General features: G+C 67.1%; 18 protein-coding genes and 1 pseudogene. 9 read left to right on the top strand and 10 right to left on the bottom strand.

Annotation, left to right across the window (positions count from 1 at the left end; translation table 11 throughout):
- The first annotated feature begins 7 nt into the window (after positions 1-7).
- From ON32_RS19360 to ON32_RS19350, 3 genes are read left to right on the top strand one after another with little or no spacing between them, the layout of a single operon-like run.
- A complete protein-coding gene (locus ON32_RS19360; protein ID WP_040792398.1) occupies positions 8-1,045 on the top strand; it encodes a heme/hemin ABC transporter substrate-binding protein in 1,038 nt (345 codons plus the stop codon).
- Positions 1,042-2,121, top strand: coding sequence for a FecCD family ABC transporter permease (locus tag ON32_RS19355; RefSeq protein WP_040792397.1), 1,080 nt, complete (start codon positions 1,042-1,044; stop codon positions 2,119-2,121). The genes ON32_RS19360 and ON32_RS19355 overlap by 4 nt, the downstream gene beginning before the upstream one ends.
- Positions 2,118-3,035: a heme ABC transporter ATP-binding protein gene (locus tag ON32_RS19350; protein WP_083874658.1), complete on the top strand. Its 918-nt coding sequence runs from the start codon at positions 2,118-2,120 to the stop codon at positions 3,033-3,035. The genes ON32_RS19355 and ON32_RS19350 overlap by 4 nt, the downstream gene beginning before the upstream one ends.
- A gap of 98 nt (positions 3,036-3,133) precedes the next feature.
- Here the strand turns inward: ON32_RS19350 and ON32_RS19345 are convergent, their stop codons facing one another.
- The 3 genes from ON32_RS19345 to ON32_RS19335 are packed head-to-tail and all read right to left on the bottom strand — an operon-like array spanning position 3,134 to position 5,568.
- On the bottom strand, positions 3,134-3,712 hold the full coding sequence (locus tag ON32_RS19345) for a TetR/AcrR family transcriptional regulator (protein ID WP_040792396.1): 579 nt from the start codon (positions 3,710-3,712) through the stop codon (positions 3,134-3,136).
- Between the two features lie 36 nt (positions 3,713-3,748).
- Positions 3,749-4,447: an ABC transporter ATP-binding protein gene (locus ON32_RS19340; protein WP_040792395.1), complete on the bottom strand. Its 699-nt coding sequence runs from the start codon at positions 4,445-4,447 to the stop codon at positions 3,749-3,751.
- On the bottom strand, positions 4,444-5,568 hold the full coding sequence (locus ON32_RS19335; RefSeq protein WP_040792394.1) for an ABC transporter permease: 1,125 nt from the start codon (positions 5,566-5,568) through the stop codon (positions 4,444-4,446). The genes ON32_RS19340 and ON32_RS19335 overlap by 4 nt, the downstream gene beginning before the upstream one ends.
- Positions 5,569-5,887: 319 nt before the next feature.
- Here ON32_RS19335 and ON32_RS30875 point away from each other — a divergent pair.
- A pseudogene (locus ON32_RS30875) lies at positions 5,888-6,343 on the top strand (SDR family oxidoreductase); the annotation flags it as partial.
- Between the two features lie 63 nt (positions 6,344-6,406).
- Here ON32_RS30875 and ON32_RS19325 read toward each other — a convergent pair.
- Genes ON32_RS19325 through ON32_RS19315 form a run of 3 tightly spaced genes read right to left on the bottom strand, consistent with a single transcriptional unit; the run spans position 6,407 to position 9,447 of the window.
- Complete coding sequence (locus tag ON32_RS19325; RefSeq protein WP_245551187.1) at positions 6,407-8,476, bottom strand: MMPL family transporter; 2,070 nt, start codon at positions 8,474-8,476, stop codon at positions 6,407-6,409.
- 53 nt (positions 8,477-8,529) lie between these two features.
- Positions 8,530-9,084: a WKL family lipoprotein gene (locus tag ON32_RS19320; protein WP_040792391.1), complete on the bottom strand. Its 555-nt coding sequence runs from the start codon at positions 9,082-9,084 to the stop codon at positions 8,530-8,532.
- Between the two features lie 15 nt (positions 9,085-9,099).
- The gene (locus ON32_RS19315; protein ID WP_040792390.1) at positions 9,100-9,447 is read right to left on the bottom strand and encodes a hypothetical protein; all 348 of its coding nucleotides are present in this window, start codon (positions 9,445-9,447) and stop codon (positions 9,100-9,102) included.
- A 158-nt stretch (positions 9,448-9,605) separates the two neighbouring features.
- Between ON32_RS19315 and ON32_RS19310 the strand changes: the two genes are divergently transcribed.
- From ON32_RS19310 to ON32_RS19300, 3 genes are read left to right on the top strand one after another with little or no spacing between them, the layout of a single operon-like run.
- Positions 9,606-10,625 (top strand): SMP-30/gluconolactonase/LRE family protein, encoded by a 1,020-nt coding sequence (locus ON32_RS19310; protein ID WP_040792580.1) that lies wholly within the window; start codon positions 9,606-9,608, stop codon positions 10,623-10,625.
- On the top strand, positions 10,625-10,876 hold the full coding sequence (locus tag ON32_RS19305; RefSeq protein WP_040792389.1) for a DUF5703 family protein: 252 nt from the start codon (positions 10,625-10,627) through the stop codon (positions 10,874-10,876). Before ON32_RS19310 ends, ON32_RS19305 begins: the two co-directional genes overlap by 1 nt.
- Before the next feature lie 2 nt (positions 10,877-10,878).
- The gene (locus ON32_RS19300) at positions 10,879-11,973 is read left to right on the top strand and encodes a quinone-dependent dihydroorotate dehydrogenase (protein WP_040792579.1); all 1,095 of its coding nucleotides are present in this window, start codon (positions 10,879-10,881) and stop codon (positions 11,971-11,973) included.
- Positions 11,974-12,000: 27 nt separating this feature from the next.
- On the opposite strand, the gene ON32_RS19295 is transcribed toward ON32_RS19300, so the two are convergent.
- Positions 12,001-12,336 carry a hypothetical protein gene (locus tag ON32_RS19295; protein ID WP_174361653.1) on the bottom strand — a complete coding sequence of 112 codons (336 nt, stop codon included), beginning with the start codon at positions 12,334-12,336 and terminating at the stop codon, positions 12,001-12,003.
- A gap of 293 nt (positions 12,337-12,629) precedes the next feature.
- On the opposite strand from ON32_RS19295, the gene ON32_RS19290 reads away from it, so the two are divergent.
- Positions 12,630-14,183: a PfkB family carbohydrate kinase gene (locus ON32_RS19290; protein WP_245551154.1), complete on the top strand. Its 1,554-nt coding sequence runs from the start codon at positions 12,630-12,632 to the stop codon at positions 14,181-14,183.
- Between the two features lie 83 nt (positions 14,184-14,266).
- A complete protein-coding gene (locus tag ON32_RS19285; RefSeq protein WP_040792387.1) occupies positions 14,267-14,926 on the top strand; it encodes a GTP cyclohydrolase II in 660 nt (219 codons plus the stop codon).
- 110 nt (positions 14,927-15,036) lie between these two features.
- Here the strand turns inward: ON32_RS19285 and ON32_RS19280 are convergent, their stop codons facing one another.
- The 3 genes from ON32_RS19280 to ON32_RS19270 form a co-directional block, all read right to left on the bottom strand.
- Entirely contained in the window at positions 15,037-15,564 is a 528-nt protein-coding gene (locus ON32_RS19280; RefSeq protein WP_040792386.1) for a YbhB/YbcL family Raf kinase inhibitor-like protein, read from the bottom strand.
- Between the two features lie 22 nt (positions 15,565-15,586).
- The gene (locus ON32_RS19275) at positions 15,587-16,948 is read right to left on the bottom strand and encodes a M20/M25/M40 family metallo-hydrolase (protein ID WP_051133465.1); all 1,362 of its coding nucleotides are present in this window, start codon (positions 16,946-16,948) and stop codon (positions 15,587-15,589) included.
- Between the two features lie 357 nt (positions 16,949-17,305).
- Positions 17,306-18,211, bottom strand: coding sequence for a Sco1979 family transcriptional regulator (locus ON32_RS19270; RefSeq protein WP_051133464.1), 906 nt, complete (start codon positions 18,209-18,211; stop codon positions 17,306-17,308).
- Positions 18,212-18,838 lie beyond the last annotated feature (627 nt).

Genomic DNA, 18,838 nt, shown 5'->3' with positions numbered 1-18,838 from the left:
TGCCACCATGAGGTGTGACGGTGCCCGATCCGGATGGGCACGGGCGATACTGGTGACTCTCGTCTGCGGTGTACTGCTGGTCGCCACCGGCTGCGGTGGTGGCGAACCGACCGCCACCACCGGACGATATGGCCCAACCACCGCCCGCATCGCCGACCTCGACCCGGTCCCGATCGTCCCGCCGCCCACCCCGGCGCTGCCGGCGACGGTGCGGTCCTTCGACGGCACCGACGTCACCGTCACCGACACCACCCGCATCATTGCCGCCGACCGCTACGGCACCCTCGCTCAAACCGTGTGGGCGCTGGGCCTGGGCGAGAACCTGGTGGGTCGCAGCACCTCCGCCTCCTTCCCCGCTGTGCGGGACCTGCCGAACGTCACCGGCGGCAACGGCTCACTGAACGTGGAATCCATCCTCGCGCTGCGCCCCACCGTGTTCCTCACCGACACCACCAGTGCCGCCCCCGCCGTCCGGGAACAATTACGCGCCACCGGCATCACCGTCGTCTACTTCGACCCCGAACGCACCCTCGACGGGGTGATCCCGCAGATCGAGGCCGTCGCCGCCGCCCTCGGCGTCCCCGACCGCGGCAAACAACTCGCCGACCGCACCCGCGCCGAGATCACCGCCGCCTCCGCCGCCGTCCCGGCCCAGGACCCACCGCCGACCATCGCGTTCCTCTACCTGCGGTCCACGGCGATCACCATGCTCGCCGGCCCCGGTTCCGGCGCCGACGCGCTCATCGCCGCGCTCGGCGCCCGCGACGCCGGCACCGCCGCCGGACTCACCGAACCGTTCACCGCCATCACCAGCGAAGCGATGATCTCCGCCGCCCCCGATGTGCTGCTGGTGATGACCGACGGACTGAAATCCGTCGGCGGCGTCGAAGGGATCACCCGCATCCCCGGTATCGCCCAGACCCCCGCCGGGAAGAACCACCGCATCGTCGACATGTCCGATGCGGTCCTGCTCAGCTTCGGCCCCAACACCGGCCGGGTGATCTCCGCGCTCGCCGACGCCGTCTACGGCAACCCCGGCGCATGACCGTCACCGAACCCGCACCCACCCCCACCCGGCCGTCGCGGCGCCGCTCCCGCGCCACGATCACCTTCACCGTCGCGGTCACCGCCCTGATCGCGTTGGCGGTGGCGTCGGCGGCGATCGGACAGGTGCCGACCACCCCCGCCGAGGTCGCCGGCAGCGTCGCCCACCGCCTCGGGCTGGGCTGGGGTCCGCTTCCCGCCCACCCGTCCGGGGAGGTCACCCTGTGGGAAGTGCGGTTCCCGCGGGTGCTGCTGGCGATCCTGGTCGGCGCCGCCCTCGCCACCGCGGGCGCCCTCCTACAAGGGGTGTTCGCCAACCCGCTCGCCGAACCGGGTGTGATCGGGGTGTCGTCCGGGGCGGCGGTCGGCGCGGGCACCGTCATCGTGGTCGGTGGCGCGTTCGTCGCCGCCTGGTCGGTTGCCGCGGCCGCGTTCGTCGCCGGCCTCGCCACCACCGCCCTGGTGTATCTGCTGTCCCGCTCCGGCGGCCGCACCGAAGTGGTGACCCTGGTGTTGACCGGTGTCGCGATCAATGCGTTCGCCGGCGGACTGATCGCGTTCCTGCTGTTCATCGCCACCCCCGCTGCCCGCGACCAGATCGTGTTCTGGCAGCTCGGCAGCCTCAACGGCGCGAACTGGGACGCGGTCGCGGTGGTCGCCGGCCTCACCGTCTGCGCGGTCACCGCCGCCGTCGCGGTCGCACCGCGTCTGGATCTGCTGGCGCTCGGCGAATCCGCCGCCCGACATCTGGGGGTGGACGTGGAACGGCTGCGCCGCACCGTCATCGTGATCGTCGCGATCCTCACCACCGCCGGGGTGGCGTTCACCGGGATCATCCTGTTCGTGGGGTTGATCGTCCCCCACGTGGTGCGCATGCTGGTCGGCCCCGGGCATCGGGTGCTGATCCCGATCAGCGCCGTCGTCGGCGCGGTGGTGCTGCTCGCCGCCGACGTCGCCGCCCGCTCCCTCGTCGACAACGCCGACCTGCCGTTGGGCATGCTCACCTCCCTCGTCGGCGGCCCGTTCTTCTTCTGGTTGCTGCGCCGCACCCGCGCCCGCGCCGGAGGCTGGGCATGAACCTCTCCCACCCGGAAACCCTCCCCGTGCCCGACCACCCGCGCACGTTCCGCGGGAAAACCGTGCGCGACCGGATCGTCGGACTGCTCGCCCGCGCCCACGACCTGCCGGGCACCCCGGACCGCGGCACGGTGACGATGCGGGCCCGGGCGGTGAGTCTGGACCGGCGCGGCGGCGCGGGCACCCGACGAGTCCTCGACGACATCGATATCGATATCCGCGCCGGTGACGTGGTCGCGTTGGTCGGCCCCAACGGCGCCGGTAAATCGACCCTGCTGGCGGTGTTGGCGGGCGAGCTGGAACCCACCACCGGGGTCGTGGAACTCGACGGTCGGCCGATCACCGGATGGACCCCGGTCGATATGGCGCGCCGACGCGCGGTACTGCCGCAAAACCACACGGTCGGCTTCCCGTTCACCGCCGCCGAGGTGGTCACCATGGGCCGCGCCCCCTGGCAGCGCACCCCCCGCCGCGATCGCGACGCCGAACTGATCGCCGCCGCCATGACCGCCACCGACGTCACCCACCTCGCCGACCGCCCGTTCACCGGCCTGTCCGGCGGGGAACGTGCCCGGGTGGCGTTGGCGCGGGTCCTTGCCCAGGACACCACCACCCTGCTGTTGGACGAACCCACCGCCGCCCTCGATCTCGGACACCAGGAGGCGGTGCTCGGCCTGGCCGCCGAACGGGCCGCCGCCGGTGCCGCCGTGGTCGTCGTCCTGCACGACCTCGGTCTGGCCGCCGCCTACGCCGACCGGGTCGCCGTCCTCGACGCGGGCCGTCTCGTCGCGGACGGCCCCCCGCGCACCGTGCTCACCGGCGAGCTGTTGTCGCGGGTGTACCGGTATCCGGTGGAAGTTCTCGACCATCCGCGCACCGGCGCCCAACTGGTCCTACCCGCCCGTGAACGGTGAGCGCAGCCGTCCGCCGGCCACCGCAACGACAACGATGTGATTGCCACCACTCGGTGTATACCGCGTCCCGACGAGGACGCAGAGCAGGGGTTCTGCGTCTATCCGGCCCGCAGATACGGTTCGAGCAGTTGGTGGGTGAGGGTGCGGACGTGCGCCTCGTGCGCGCCGCTTTCGATCATGCGCCCGGCGGCGAGGACGATCGACTGGATCAGATCGGACATTCCTTCCGGGTCGGCGGCTCCATGGGCCGCGAGCGCTTCGGTCAGCGGCACGCGCAGTTGTTCGTGCAGAATTCGACTGTCCTCGGCCAGTCGCTCGCCGGGAACGACCGCGGCGAGGCCCCGCACCACGGCGTGCTCGCCCGTGGCGACCAGATGCAGGTTCGCGTCGACATAGGCGAGTACGCGCGCTCCGGGATCGTCCAGCCCCGCCATCTTCTCGGTAACGGAGGCCGACCAGCGGGGGAAGCTGTCGGCGATCACGGCCTCCAGTAGGTCGTCGCGGGAACGGAAGTACCGGTACACGCTGGGGCGCGCCAGGCCTGTCCGCTCCGCTACGGTGGCCAGGCTCGGCGCTTCGGTTCCCCCTTCGGCGAGAAGTTCCCGTGCCGCATCCAGGATGGCCCGGCGCTGTGCGGCGCGATGCTCGGCGACGGTGGCCGCCTGAATCTTCGGCATCGACGAGAACTCCCCTCTTTCGGTCGGTGTGGCGGGTCAGTCGATCCGCGTCAGCTTCCCGTCGATCATCTCGTACACACTGTCGCAATGACTCAACACGTCGTGGTCGTGGGTGACCATGACGGTCGCGGCATTGTGTGTACGGGTCTCCTTCGCGAGCAGTTCCACCACTTCCTGGCTGCGGGTCCGATCCAGTGCGGCGGTCGGCTCGTCCACCAGAAGCAGTGTCGGCGCGGTGATCAGGGCACGGGCGATGCCCACACGTTGCCGCTCACCGCCGGAAAGCTGGTGTGGTCGCCGGTTCGCCTTCTGCTCCAGTCCCACTTCGGCCAGTAGCCGGTGCGGGTCCCGAACGGTCGTCTTCGGGCCGAACCTCGTGGGCAGTCGCAGCTGGTCGACGGCGGTCAGGGCGGGGATGAGGTTGCCGGACTGGAAGACGAAGCCGACCAGATCCCGGCGCAGGCGGGCCCGCGCTCTGCGGGAGGGGACGGTCATATCCCGGCCGGCCACGGTGACCGTTCCGGAATCGGGCCGGGTCAGCGCGCCGGCCACGGCCAGCATGCTCGACTTCCCGGACCCGGACGGGCCGACAACCGCCACGAATTCGCCGGGAGCGACCGTCAGCGAAACATTGTCGAGTGCCACCACGGTCTCGTCACCGTCACCGAACCGCAGGGTGACCTCGCGCATCACCAGACCACCCTGGTCGGGGTCGTCGACAGTTGTGCCGGTCATCGGCTACCTCCCAAAGCGATGAGCGGATCGACGGCGGCGATCCGGATGATGGCGGCGGCCGACCCGACCAGGCCGAGGACGACGAGTAGCGCGGCGGCCGACCCGACGGCGGAGAAGGTCAGCGCGAACGGGACGGCGGAGACCATCAGGCCGCCCAGACCGACGCCCACCCCCACCCCCACCAGCACCGCGAGCACCAGGATGATCAGCGCCTGGGTGAGTCCGTCACGCAGGAGGTATCCGGTGGGTGCGCCCATCGCACGCAATACGGCGAGTTCTTGCCGTCGCTGGATGGTCCACACCGTGAAGAACGCGCCGACGACCAATGCCGAGATGGCGTACAGGAAGACCTGGATCATGGTGAGGGTCAGCGTTTCCGCGCTGTAGCCGGGCGAGGCGTCGAACGACTTCGCCAGTGTGAGGCTTTTCGTACCGGCCGCCTCGTCACCGGCGCCGAGGTCCAGATCGGGGTTCGTCGCCTGCACGGCGACAGCGGTGATCTCGCGGTGGACGTGTGCGGGCACGGGATCGCCGGGCTTGACTCCGGATCGGATCTCCTGCCATATGGGCAGCGGCACATAGGCGACGTCCACGTGGCCGTAGGTGTGTTGGCCGGCGAGTGCGCCCACCACCGTCAGTCGCGTACCGACCCGGTCGACGGTGACGACGTCGCCGATCTCGAGTCCCTTCTCGATCGCGGTTTCGCTGACCACGATGCCGTCCGCGGCACCCAACCGCTCTCCGACGGCCACGTCGGGGGCGAGGAATGAATCCGGTTGCACACCGAACAGCGCGAGATCGATGTCGACACCGGCATCACTGTGCGCGTTGATCAACGTGTTACCGAAGGGTGCGGCGTGCTCGACTCCGGGCTGCGCGGCCCACTCGTCCACCGCGTCCTTGTCGACAACGCTGCGGGAAAACGCCGAATCGGTGTGTATTCCCGGCGCGAACGCGAAGGAGGTGACCGGCAGCTGTTGCAGTCCGGACACGCCGTCACGGACCAGTCCCTGAGAGAAGCCGGACAGCATGACCATCAGAACGGCTATCAACGAGATCACCGCGCCGACCAGGGTGAATCTGACCCAGGCGAAGCGCAGTTCCCGAAGGGCTAGGAACATTCCGACCGCCCTTCACAAAAGTTTGGAAACATCATGTCCGCATGATAGCAACGCTGCGTTTCCAAAATCGGGCGCACCACCTCGACGGTCCGCAGAGCCGTTGTCACGAACATGCGGTATCCGGCGGGGGTCCTCGACCATCCACGCAGCGATACCCCACCGGTGTCGCCGTCCGCGACCCCGCGGCGACAATCGGGCGAGGCTCCAGATCGGGTGCTGCGGCGCTTCGCCGAAGCCGAAGAGCACATGGTGATCACCGGACGCTCGAACCGCGTCCGAAAAACCGCAACCGACCTGGGGATCATCGGCATCGAATGCGATGCGAGCGCACCCGCGAGCGTCGAGGCCTTCGCCGCACAACTCGGCGACGGCGCGGACGTCCTGGTCAACATGGCCGGCGCGAACACCGACCTCACCGGCCCCACCGAAATCGTTGAAAGACCTCGCGGCGCAATGGAACACCAACCTATCGGCGAATCTGCTCACCGCGGTACCGATCACCTCGGCCCTACGCGACCGCCTCCGCCCCGGCAGTGCGGTGATCAATGCCGGCTCGATCGGCGCCGAATACGCCTCACCCTCCTACGGCGCGGCCAAAGCCGCCCTGGCCGCCCGATCGGCGGGTCTTTCGGCCGAACTGGCGCCGAAAGGAACGACGGTCAACGTCGTTTCACCCGCCTACATCGAAGACACCGACTTCTTCCAGGGCACACTCACCGACGAACGCCGCGCACAGTTGATCGCAACCACCCACGACAAACGCCCGGGCCGCCCCGAAGACGTGGCCGGCCTCATCGAATTCCTGGCCCCCCACGCCCGCCACATCACAGGCCAACCCTCACCGCCGAACTGGACGCCACACCAGCCGCAACACCGCCGGGGTGAGCAACATCCGGATCACGGTGGCATCCAGCACCAGCGCCGCGATCATGCCGTAGGCGATGTACTTCATCAACACCAGATCGGAAAACCCGAACGCGCCCGTCACCACGATCAGAATCGCCGCCGCCGATGTGATCACCCCACCGGTGTGCGCGATCCCGTATCGGATCGCCTCCGGCGGATCCGCACCGGCAGCCCGCGCCTCCACCACCCGAGACAACAAGAACACCTCATAGTCGGTGGACAGCCCGAACAACACCGTCACGATCAACACCAACACCGCGAACATCAACGGACCAGGCGTGAACTCGAACACCCCCGCCCCGTGCCCCTCGACGAAAACCCAGGTCAGGATGCCGAGCGTAGAAGCCAAACTCAACACCGACATGACAATCGCCTTCACCGCCAACACCCACGACCGAAACGCCGCATACAACAACCCCAACGCCGCCGCCAACAGGATCGCCGCCAACACCGGCAAACCCTCGATGAGACCGTGAATACTGTCCCGCTCCAACGCCGGCACCCCCGCCACCATGATCTGCACCCCCTCCGGCTCCTCGATCGACCGCAACACCGCGATCGCGGTATCGGCCGCCCGCTCGTCCACCAACCCCGCCGCCAACACATTGATCCCGTCCCGCGTGGGAGCGGCCGCCTCGAACGGACCGGTCAAACCGGGCGCATGATTGGCCTGCAACCGGATCTCCCCCAACTGCGCCGCATCCGCACCCACCACCACCAACTTCAACGGCTCGGTACGGAAACCCGGAAACAGCTCGTCGAACCGTTCCTGCGCCACCCGAGCCGGATTGTCCGCCGCCAGATAACGCTCGCTCAACCCCCCGAACTCGATCTGCCGAAACGGCACGATCAACACCGCCAACCCCACCACGATCGGTACGATCGTCACCCACGGCCGCGCCATCGCCCGCACCGCCAACCGGGAAAAGAACCCACGATCGATCTCGGCGACGGTCTTCATCCGGGTGAACCGTCGCCACCCCCACAGATCGATCCGGTCCCCGACGATCCCCAACATCGCCGGCAACGCCGACACCGACAACAACGCCGCCAACAACACCGAACTGATCCCCCCGTAGGGCACCGACCGCAACACCCCGTTCGGGTAGATCAACAACGCACCGAGACTGACCACGATGATCGCCGCCGAGAACAACACCGTCCGCCCGGACGTGGCCACGGTACGAGCGGTCGCCTCCCCCACCCCACGACCCGCCGCCAACTCCTCCCGGAACCGGGTCACCGTGAACAACCCGTAATCGATCGCCAACCCCAAACTCACCAACGTCACCACGGCACTGGCGAACACATTGACCTCGATATGGTCGGCGAGCACCCGCATGATGCCCTGACTGCCCAGGATCGTCATCCCACCGACCACCACCGGCAACAGCGCCGCGATCACCCCCCCGAAAACGAAATACAACAGGATCGCCACCAGCGGCAACGCGATCATCTCGGCGCGCCGGATATCCTGCTGCATCCCGATGTTGATGCCCTCCGCCACCGGCTGCAATCCCGCCAACTGCACCGTCGTCCCACCCGGACCGCTACCCGGACCGTGCGCGGCGAGCTCCGGTTTTATCGCCAGATAGTTCTCGACGATGGCACCACCGTCACCGCGCAACCCCACACTGGCGAACGCATGGGTGCGCGACTCGTCGGCGAACTGCCCGGCCAACCCACTGTCCCAGTAGCTATCGATCTTGAGCACCCGGTCGGGATACCGCTGCAACAACCCCCGCAACTGCGCGGTCACCGCCTCCCGCACCTGCGGATCGTCGACGGTACGCCCCGGCGGAGCGGTGTAGAGCAACACCACATCGCTATCGGTGTCCCGCCCGAAGGTGGCGTCGGCCAACTTCGACGCCGCCACCGACTCACTCGACTCGTCGAACCACCCCTCCTGGCTCATCCGACCCGACAGATCGCGACCGAACAACCCCGAACAGGCCACCGCGATCACGAACACCACCAACACCGCAACCCGGTGCCGGTACACCAAACAACCCCACCGATACGACAACGACGCGAACACGAGCGACTATCCGGGATCTAACCGCACGCGGCCGTGCGATAGTCGGCCGACCGCAGAATCCCGCACAGATCCGTACGCGACAACTTCCACCGCCCGTCGACATACACGAAATGCACCACCGTCGTACGCACCGCCGTCCCGGTACCGTCCTTGTCCAACCGCAACGTCGCGGTCAACGTGCCGTCGTGATTGTCGAACACCGGCTCGGTCACCCCGTACACGGCACGCGGATTGTCCCGCAACGCCTTGTACATATCCGGGATCGCATCCCGAAACGCCTCACCGTCCTCGATCAACGCGGTGCGCTCATCATCCGGCAACGCAGGATCCAGAGCCCGTTTGATCTGCGCATCCAACTCGGCCGCCGACGGCACCACCCGCGCAGCCAACGCACTGGACGTCGCCGCCGCCGACGACGACAACGCCGCCCGCGCCGACGAACGAGCCGCGGCCACCGCCTCCTCGTCCACCCCGGAGCCACACCCCGCCACGGCCGCACCGACCACGGCGGCAAGCACAGCGGCCACCACCCGACCGCCACGCGACGGACGGAGAACAGATATGTTGCGCATCACAACCACATTCCATCACTTACGGTAGGCCGACCCGATCCGGGCCAACAGAGCCCGCACCGTGGGCACATTGTGACCCCGCGACACCGGCGCCGCGACCGCCACCAGATCCCGCACCAACGCCACCACACTGCGCGCATCATCGAGATCGATATCGGTCACCCGCGCCTCGGCCACCGCCACCACATCCTCCGGAGCCGGAACATCGGTGCCCAGATCCGCGCGATAAACCTCCAACAACAGCGTCGACCGCACCGTACGAAACGCGAACGAACACCCGTCCTCGGTCCTGCCGAACCCGTGCGCGAACGGACCGGTGGTCACATCATCGACGGAAAATCCCGAACCATGGTCTGCGCGCATCCGGAACTCCTGACCCTCGACACTGTCCGATTCGTACCGTAACGCCCTCACCCGAGACCGCCACCCCGCCACGCCCATACCACCCCCCGACCACCCGCCACCGGCGACATGGTCAGATGAACGAACACAACGGAGGTCGTCGACGGAAGGAACGACATATGCGGCCACGGGGCGGGATTGCGGCCCATCTGGCGGTCACCGCCGCCATCGTCGTACTCACCGGCTGCTCCGCCGGCGATACCGGTCCCGACGTACCCACCCGGGAACCGGCCACACCCGCACTCGCCCCCGCTACCGTCCCCCCGGCCGGACACATCACCCCGACCGCCACCCCGATCACCGCATTGATCAGCGAACCCGGCACCGCGACCCTGGCCGCTCTCGACCCCACCGGCACCACCCTGACCCTCCTGAACCCCGCCACCGACCCTCCGACCAACCATCCGATCCACCTCCCCGCCCCCGCCGCCTCCATCACACCGGGACAGCCCGGCGAAATCCTCGCCGCCGCCCCCGGACGAATCCTGCGCATCGACGCCGCCGCCCACACCGTCACCGAGATCCCCGTCGACGGCGACCTCCGCTCCGTGCGCTCCCGCCCCGACGGAAGCCTCGTCACCGGCCTCGCCGACGGCACCGTCCACGTCCTCGAACCCGACGGCCGGATCCGACACACCATCCGCGGCCTGGTCTCCGCCGACGGCATCGCCGTCACCGGCGACACCCTGGCCGTACTCGACCGCCACCAGAGCGCCGTCACCGAAATCGATCCCACCCAACAACGCCCCGGGCTGATGCTGCGCGCCGACGACGGCGCCGCACAGATCCTCGACGACCCGTTCGGCCGGGTCGTCGTCACCGACCCCGACGGCGGCCAACTCTTGGTCTTCACCACCGAGCCACTCGTCCTCCGTCAGCGATACCCGGTAGGATCTTCGCCTTATGCGCTCGCCTACGACCAACGGTCGGACACCGTGTGGGTGACGTGCACGCAGAGCAATGAAGTCGTCGGCTACGACCTGTCGACGGGTATACCGGAACAAGTGGGGCGTTTCCCCACCGTCGGACAACCGACCTCGGTGACCGTCGACGACACCACCGGCGATCTGTTCGTCGGATCCGCGGCCGGAGACGGCCTGCAACGGATCCGCGCGGACGAGCGGAAGAGAGGGCAGTGATGGCAGCGAGTTCGCGGACGGCACTTCCGGCCGGCTGGGACACCAGTAGCGACGACTACGAATACATACCGCTGCGGCTGCCCCCGGACGTCACCCGGGTCACCGCCTCCATGCGGCTGGCCATCCAGGCCGAATTCGGCGGGTGGGAACTCTCCCGGGTCCGCGCCTACACCGACGGCAGCCGCAGAGTCCTGCTGCGCCGCCGCAAAAACAGCTTGACCAGCCCGAACGGGCACGCCACGGAGCTATGATGCTGTACCGGCTCCTCCTGCGGGTAATGTTTGCGATCCCACCGGAACGCATCCACCACCTCATCTTCACCCTCATCCGCGCCGTCACCGCCGTCGCCCCCCTACGCGCCGTGATCCGACGCATCCTCGCCACCGACGACGACATCCTGCGCACCACCGTCTTCGGAGTCGAATTCCCCGCCCCCTTCGGCCTGGCCGCCGGATTCGACAAGAACGCCGCCGGCGTCGACGCCTGGGGCGCCCTCGGATTCGGATTCGCCGAAATCGGCACCGTCACCGCACAGGCCCAACCCGGCAACCCGGCCCCACGATTGTTCCGCCTACCCGCCGACCGGGCCCTGATCAACCGGATGGGCTTCAACAACGACGGTGCCGCCACGGCCGCCGACCGACTGCGGGCCCGCCGCACCCACACCATCCCCATCGGCGCCAATATCGGCAAAACCAAGATCGTCGACGCCGCCGCGGCCGCCGACGACTACTCCGCCAGCGCCCGAGAACTCGGACCGCTCGCCGATTTCGTCGTCGTCAACGTCAGCTCCCCCAACACCCCCGGACTGCGCGACCTACAGGCGGTACAGGCACTGCGGCCGGTCCTGCAGGCCGTACTCGACAGCGTCGACGTGCCCGTCCTGGTGAAAATCGCACCCGACCTGTCCGACGAGGACATCGACGCCGTCGCCGACCTCGCCGTCGACATGGGACTGGCCGGCATCGTCGCCACCAACACCACCATCGGCCGCGACGGCCTGCGCACCGACCCGACCACCGTCACCGAGATCGGCGCCGGAGGACTGTCCGGACCCCCGGTCGCCCAACGATCCCTCGAAGTGCTGCGCCGACTGTACGCCCGAGTCGGTGACCGACTGACACTGGTCTCCGTCGGCGGAATCGAAACCGCAGACCAGGCCTGGGAACGAATCCTGGCCGGCGCTTCCCTGCTCCAGGGCTACACCGGCTTCATCTACGGCGGCCCGTTCTGGACCAAACGTCTCCACCGCGGCATCGCCGAACGACTACGCGCCGGCGGCTACCGCACCCTCGCCGACGCCGTCGGCGCAGCACACCCCAAACGGCAACCGAGCTCGGGAACATAACGCCCCGAGCTTCGGCTCGTACGCCACTCAACCCGCCACATACGGCGGCACCGAACGGCCGGAACCCGCCTCGACCGGGTTCCGGCCCATCATCCGCTTGTAGAGCCGCACCACGGCCTGCTCCCACAGAATGCCGAGGACATCCGCGCATTGCACAGCGCGGGCCAACGCCACCCGGTCGTGAACCGAAGCCGGATCGCTGACGATCTCGTCCAATTCCATACCGGCGCGGGCCTGCGCGAACGACACGCTTCGCTCCGGCAACCAACTCAGCCGCCACTCACTCGAATCGGTGAACGAACGACCTGCCGTTTCGGGGGTGATATCGCTGGTCATGAACCAGTCGGTGATGTAGATGGTCACAGCTGCCTCCTGACGAACACCGGCACCGAGACCGAGCCGAAACCGGCCGACACGGCATCGCTGCCCTCGTGCGGAGCGGAATGGGAGCTTCGAAGGCGCTTCTACAGCGCCCCCATTCGGGACGCATCCGGATCACTTACGGGTCGATCGGCGGAGGCATAGACACAGTGACCGCGAAACATCGACTCGAAGATCATCACAGGCCCCTCCCGGTCATCCGACTGAGCGGTAAACGCCATCCCGCGTGTCATTTGCCGGGATGCCGAATGTCATTTGCCACTACACTATGGTAATTGCCAAAACCACCGGGCGTAAACCACATTCCCACCCAACCCGCGCAGAAAGCAGGTGAGATGGCCCCCCACCAGGACACGGCAGCCACCATCGCCGTCCGCAACATCCTCACCCGACTGTGCAAACGCTCCGGCCTCAGCCCCGAACGCCTCCGCACCACCGAAATCGACATCGGCCCCCTCCTCGACCTCCCCGCCGTCCGCAACCACGCCCGCCGCACCGGCATCGACCCCCACGACGCCGTCCCCACCGTCATCACCCAACTCGCCCGCCACCTCCCCACCACCCACCGCATCGTCACCGACGCCGAACTCGCCCTCGGACTCCTCCGCGACAACGCCCCCGCCGACATCGACCTCAACCGCCTCTACGCCCAAGACCTCGGCGAACGACGCGAATACCTCACCACCCACTGGCGACGACTACACGAAATCGCCGGCGCCGAACTCATCCCACCCGCACCCACCGTCCGCTCCCTACGCGCCACCCCCGAACGCCGCGCCTTCACCGCACTCGCCGCCCTCCTCGCCTCCGACACCCCCCACCACACCCACGAACACCACACCCACCCCCGCACCCCACCAACCACCGACACCACACCCACCCCCGGCACCCTCACCGTCATCGGTCACGCCGTCATCGACCACATCTACCGCGTCGACCGCATCCCCACCCCCGGAACCTCCACCCGCGGCGGCTTCACCGCCCACCCCGGCGGCAAAGGACTCAACCGCGCCGTCGCCGCCGCCCGCCTCGGCCTCCACGTCCGCCTCATCACCGCCGTCGGCGACGACGAAGCCGGCCACCGCATCCTCGACTACCTCCACACCGAAAACATCGACACCGACCTCGTCAAAGTCGTCCCCCACGCCACCACACCCATCACCGCCCTCATGATCACCCCCACCGGCGTCACCAGCGCCATCGGCTGCACCGACGACCGCATCCAACTCGGCGAACACGACCTCACCGGCCCCGACGCCCACTCCGCCATCACCGACACCGACGCCGTACTCCTCACCTTCGAACACCCCCTACCCGTGATCGAACACATCATGGCCACCGTGCGCGCCCTCCCCGACCCCCCACTGCTCATCGTCCACCCCGCACCCCCCATCACCGCACCCCAAACCCTCTACCGCTACCTCGGCGCCGTCGACTACCTCACCGGCTCCACCTGGGAACTTGACGCCATGGTCCCCGAGGTCGCTGCCACCTCCGGCGCACACATCGCCCGACAACTCCGCACCCTCGGCGTCAAAACCGTCTGCGTCACCGACGATTTCGCCTGCACAGTCCGCTCCGACCGACTCGACCTCGACATCCCCCGCTTCCCCGCCGTCCTGACCGACTCACCCGGCGCCCGAGCCGCATTCTCCGCCGCCCTGGCGTATCGTCTCCTCTCATCACGCCGCCCCGCCGACGAAAAAGACTTCGCCTGGGCAACAGCCGCAATGGTCGCGACACAATCCTTCGGAGACGTCCCCGGCGCCATGCCACAGGCCGGCGACATCGACCGAATCATCAGGCTCGCCTCGAAAGACTCCCCATAAACGCGACACTCACCCCCGGCTATCCGAAACCGGACACCACAGACCAGTGACCCAGCCCGATCACATACTCCCCCGGAGGAGCATTGAGCACACCGGCGTCTCATGGCGACACCGTGCACCGACTCACCCGCAACGGCCATGACATCCAGGTCCGCGTCCTGGAAGTCCACGGCGGCCCCCAATACGGCCACGTCCTCGTCTTCGGCGAACCCGAAAACAACTGCCTGGTCCGCGTCCACTCCCGCTGCCTCTACGGCGAAGCACTCGGCTCCCAGGACTGCGACTGCGGACCCGAACTCACCACCTCACTCGACCTCATCCAGGACGCCGGCGCCGGAATCCTGGTCTACCTCGAACAAGAAGGCCGCGGCGCCGGCCTCCTCGTCAAAGCACTGGGCTACCACGAAAGCGAACGCACCGGCGCCGACACCTTCCGCAGCTACGAACACCTCGGCTACCCCGCCGACGACCGCACCTACAAACACGCCGCCGCCAGCCTGCGCGACCTCGGCCTCACCGCCGTCCGACTACTCACCAACAACCCGGACAAAATCGCACAACTCGAACACGCCGGCCTCACCGTCACCCGAATCCCCCTACTCACCCCACCCCTCAGCGTTCGCGCCGCCGAATACCTCACCGCCAAACGCCTACGCCGCGGCCACCTCCTCCCCACCATCGACACCATGGACCACACACCCCACCGAACAGAAACGGCCACACAACCCGGACAACACAACTGAAACCGCACGGTAGGCGATTTTCTCCCAACCGAACCCAGCGACCGAAAAGCCGTGGCCCCTGAAGCCATCACACTCCAGGGGCCACACCATCTCCGTACCGACGAAGACCGCTACTTCTGCTCGTAGGTGCCCACCAACGTCGCCCGCGCCACGGCATGCTGGAACAGGTTGAAACCGAGGAACGCCGGCGTGGCATCGGAGGAAAGACCCAACGACTCCACATCCACCGCATGCACCACGAAGAAATACCGATGCGGACCATGACCCGCCGGCGGCGCCGCCCCGATGTACCCAGTCCGACCCGCATCATTGCGCAATGTCACCGCACCTGCCGGCAACGAGCCACCCTCGCTACCCGCACCCGCCGGCAACGACGTCACCGAAACCGGAATATCGGCCACCGCCCAATGCCAGAAACCCGACGCCGTCGGCGCATCCGGGTCGTACACCGTCACCGCGAAGCTCTTCGTCTCCGCCGGGAAACCCGACCAACTCAGCTGCGGCGAGATATCCTTACCACCCGCCCCGAAAATGCCGCTGACCTGATCATTACCCAATGGTTGACCATCGGTCACATCCTCGGAGGTGAGGGTGAACGACGGCAGCTGCGGCAAAGCGTCGTACGGGTTATAGCTCATGAACTCCTCGTTTCGAATCGGATCAGCTGTGCAACAAGAAATGTTCCATGACATTCGTGCCGAATTCGAGCGCCGCCACCGGCACCCGCTCATCGACACCGTGAAACAGCGCCGCGAAGTCCAGATCCGGCGGCAGCCGCAACGGCGCGAACCCGAAACAACGGATCCCCAACCGCGCGAAGGCCTTCGCATCCGTACCACCGGACAACATGTAGGGCACCGTGCGGCCCTGCGGGTCATGGGCCAGAATCGCCTCGTTCATCGCATCCACCAGATGCCCATCGAACGTCGTCTCATACGAATCGAGCTTGGTGATCCACTCCCGCTCCACATCAGGGCCGATGAGCTCGTCCACCTCCCGCTCGAACGCCGCCTGCCGCCCCGGAAGTATCCGACAGTCCACCACCGCCTCCGCGGTCTGCGGAATCACATTCGCCTTGTACCCGGCATTCAACATGGTGGGATTGGCCGTATCCCGGAGGGTGGCCCCGACGATCCGGGAGATGGAACCCAATTTCGCCAACGCCCCATCGATATCGGGAGCACCGGGATCGAACGCCAATCCGGTCTCCTCGGCCACCGCCGCCAAGAACTCCCCCACCGAATCCGACACCACCAACGGGAAGGTATGGGTCCCCAAACGAGCCACCGCACTCGCCAGAATGGTTACCGCATTGTCCTCGTGCAGAAAGGACCCGTGCCCCGCGCGGGCCTTGGCCCGCAACCGCATCCAACCCAGCCCCTTCTCCGCGGTCTCCACCAGATACAACCGCCGCTCCCCGCCATCCCGACGCGGCACCGTGAGCGAGAAACCACCCACCTCCCCCACCGCCTCAGCGACGCCCTCGAAGAGATCCGGCCGATTGTCCACCAACCAGTGCGATCCCCACTTCCCGCCGTTCTCCTCATCGGCCAGAAACGCGAACACCAGGTCCCGGGGCGGCACTGTGTCCTCGATCTTGAACTGGCGCGCCAGCGCCAGCATCATCCCCACCATGTCCTTCATATCGATCGCACCGCGCCCCCAGACATAACCGTCGCGTACCGCACCCGAGAACGGGTGCACACTCCAGTCCTGGGCTTGTGCCGGCACGACATCCAGGTGCCCATGCATCATCAATGCCCCACGAGTGGGATCCGCACCCGGAAGGCGGGCGAAGACGTTACCGCGTCCCGGAGCACCCGATTCCACATACTCGGTGCGGTACCCGGCATCCTCCAACTGCTGCGCAACCCATTCGGCACACTCTCGTTCCCCCTTGGTGGTGGCCAGTTCACCGGTATTGGAGGTATCGAACCGAATCAGCGTGCTGACCAGGTCGACTACTTCGGAGACCGCGCGAGAACGTCTACTCGAGCCGGAAATATCACCAGTATCGGACACGCCCCCCTTCCTACCATCCTTGTTGTTTTTTGCCGATTTGGTTGTGGAGGTGAGTTCTTTTGGGAGGGGGATCTTATATTTAGATTCGCATATCTACGTAGTTACATTTAAACGGTGGCGATTCGGCCATCTCGGTGTTTTGGTATGTCGACCGGATGATCCCCGGAAACGACTGCCCACTCTCTCTCCTTGTGCCGATGAGGCACCGGGCCACCGGCACTCTCCCCTACCCCGTGAGCACGGACAGCGCCCTTGGGGCCGCTCCCCTGGTCGGTGGAACTTTCGTGGGCGGTCGAGCGAAGCGGCGCTCACACATCACTCCCCGTTCGGTGCCCGGACCGACACCGTTGCGGCCACTCAGTTGCCGCTGTCGCCACTGCGTATCCTCGCCAGACACCTGCGCAGGAAGTCGCGACTCTCCACCGGCGTCAGAGCCGTCACGCTGAGTTTGTTCATCACGGTCATGTACAGCTCGACCTCGTGCTTCTTTTCCAGGTACAGCGAGCTGGTCAGCTGCTCCATATAGACCATGTCGGACAACTCCGGCTCCGGAAAGCGGAGAATGCTGAACGAACCACCGGCGGCGGGATGCCCGCCGACGTCATACGGCAGCACCTGAATCTTCACATTGGGCCGCTCCGACACCTGGAGAAGATGCTCGATCTGGTCGGCCATGACATCCCATCCACCCACCGGCCGGTGCAGGGCGTTCTCATCCACCACCGCCCACAGGGTGGGCGCCGCGGTTCGGGTGAGGATTTCCTGTCGTCGCATACGCATCTGTACCCGACGCTCGGTTTCGCCCTCGTTGCCGAGCTCGATCACCGATCGGGCGTACTCCCGGGTTTGCAGCAGGCCGGGGATGAACTGCGCCTCGTAGGTGCGGATCGTGGTGGCGGCCTGTTCGAGACCGAGATAGGTCTCGAACCAGGAGGGCAGCAGATCGTTGAACGGCTGCCACCACCCCGGGTCGTTGGCCTGCCGCATCAATTCCAGGTAGACCGCGCGTTTGTCCTCGTCCCTGACCCCGTACAGGTCCAACAGGTCGCACAGATCACGCTCCTTGAAACCGGTCCGACCGAGTTCGAGACGACTGATCTTCGCGTGCGACCCGCGGATATGCTCACCGGCGGCCTCGCGGGTGATACCGCAGCTCTCCCGGAGCCGCCGCAACCTGCTACCGAGAGCGATACGCAGAACCGTGGGGCCGCGTTCGGCCGCCTCCAGGTCCGAAGGGTTGTTGGGGTCGTGCTCTGTGGTCATGGACCGCCTCTGCCAGTTCGGGCTGTGCTACACGGCGCGGTGCTCGCTCGTGACGGACCGCGCTGCGCCGGCTGGGATCCTACTCGTCCACCCCGACGAAAACCGGCAAGCCGGACTCGTGGGTATCGGGACACGAGGTACGCGAGACCCCTTCACCGCGAATATCCGCCCCGAATCATACAGTGCCACTTATATCCATCCTCTTTCAGTTCACGCGCGTGAATTGCCTCTCAGGAGGAAGCTTCCCTGCATCGAGAGCCGTGGACACGGCGCGGACGGCGGGGCCGAACAGCGGAAACGGTCGGGCGCGATCCCGGACGAGCGCATCGCAGCCGCGGGTCGGATCCGATGGTCTCCGGCGCCGACCGCGACCGGGCGGCCGGTGGCCCATGGAACCGCCCGGACCCTCCGGCACATATCCGACTCCTGAGTATCCTCGGGCTACGACCTTCATCGGGGTATCCGCGAAGACACCGGTTCATTCGGTAGTCGGCGTGGGTACCCCGCGGTCGTGTTCCGGCTTTCCGACCGAAACACAGTGTGACCCAACGGATAGCTCACCCGTCGCCGGAACCGGTTCCTACTTCTGAGCCGCGCGACAAAGGCACAGGTAGAGAATCCAACGCA

This window comes from Nocardia paucivorans NBRC 100373 (assembly GCF_000308675.1).
GTDB lineage: Bacteria > Actinomycetota > Actinomycetes > Mycobacteriales > Mycobacteriaceae > Nocardia > Nocardia paucivorans.
Note: the sequence above shows the minus strand (reverse complement) of the source record. Positions and strands in the feature narration are given on the sequence as shown.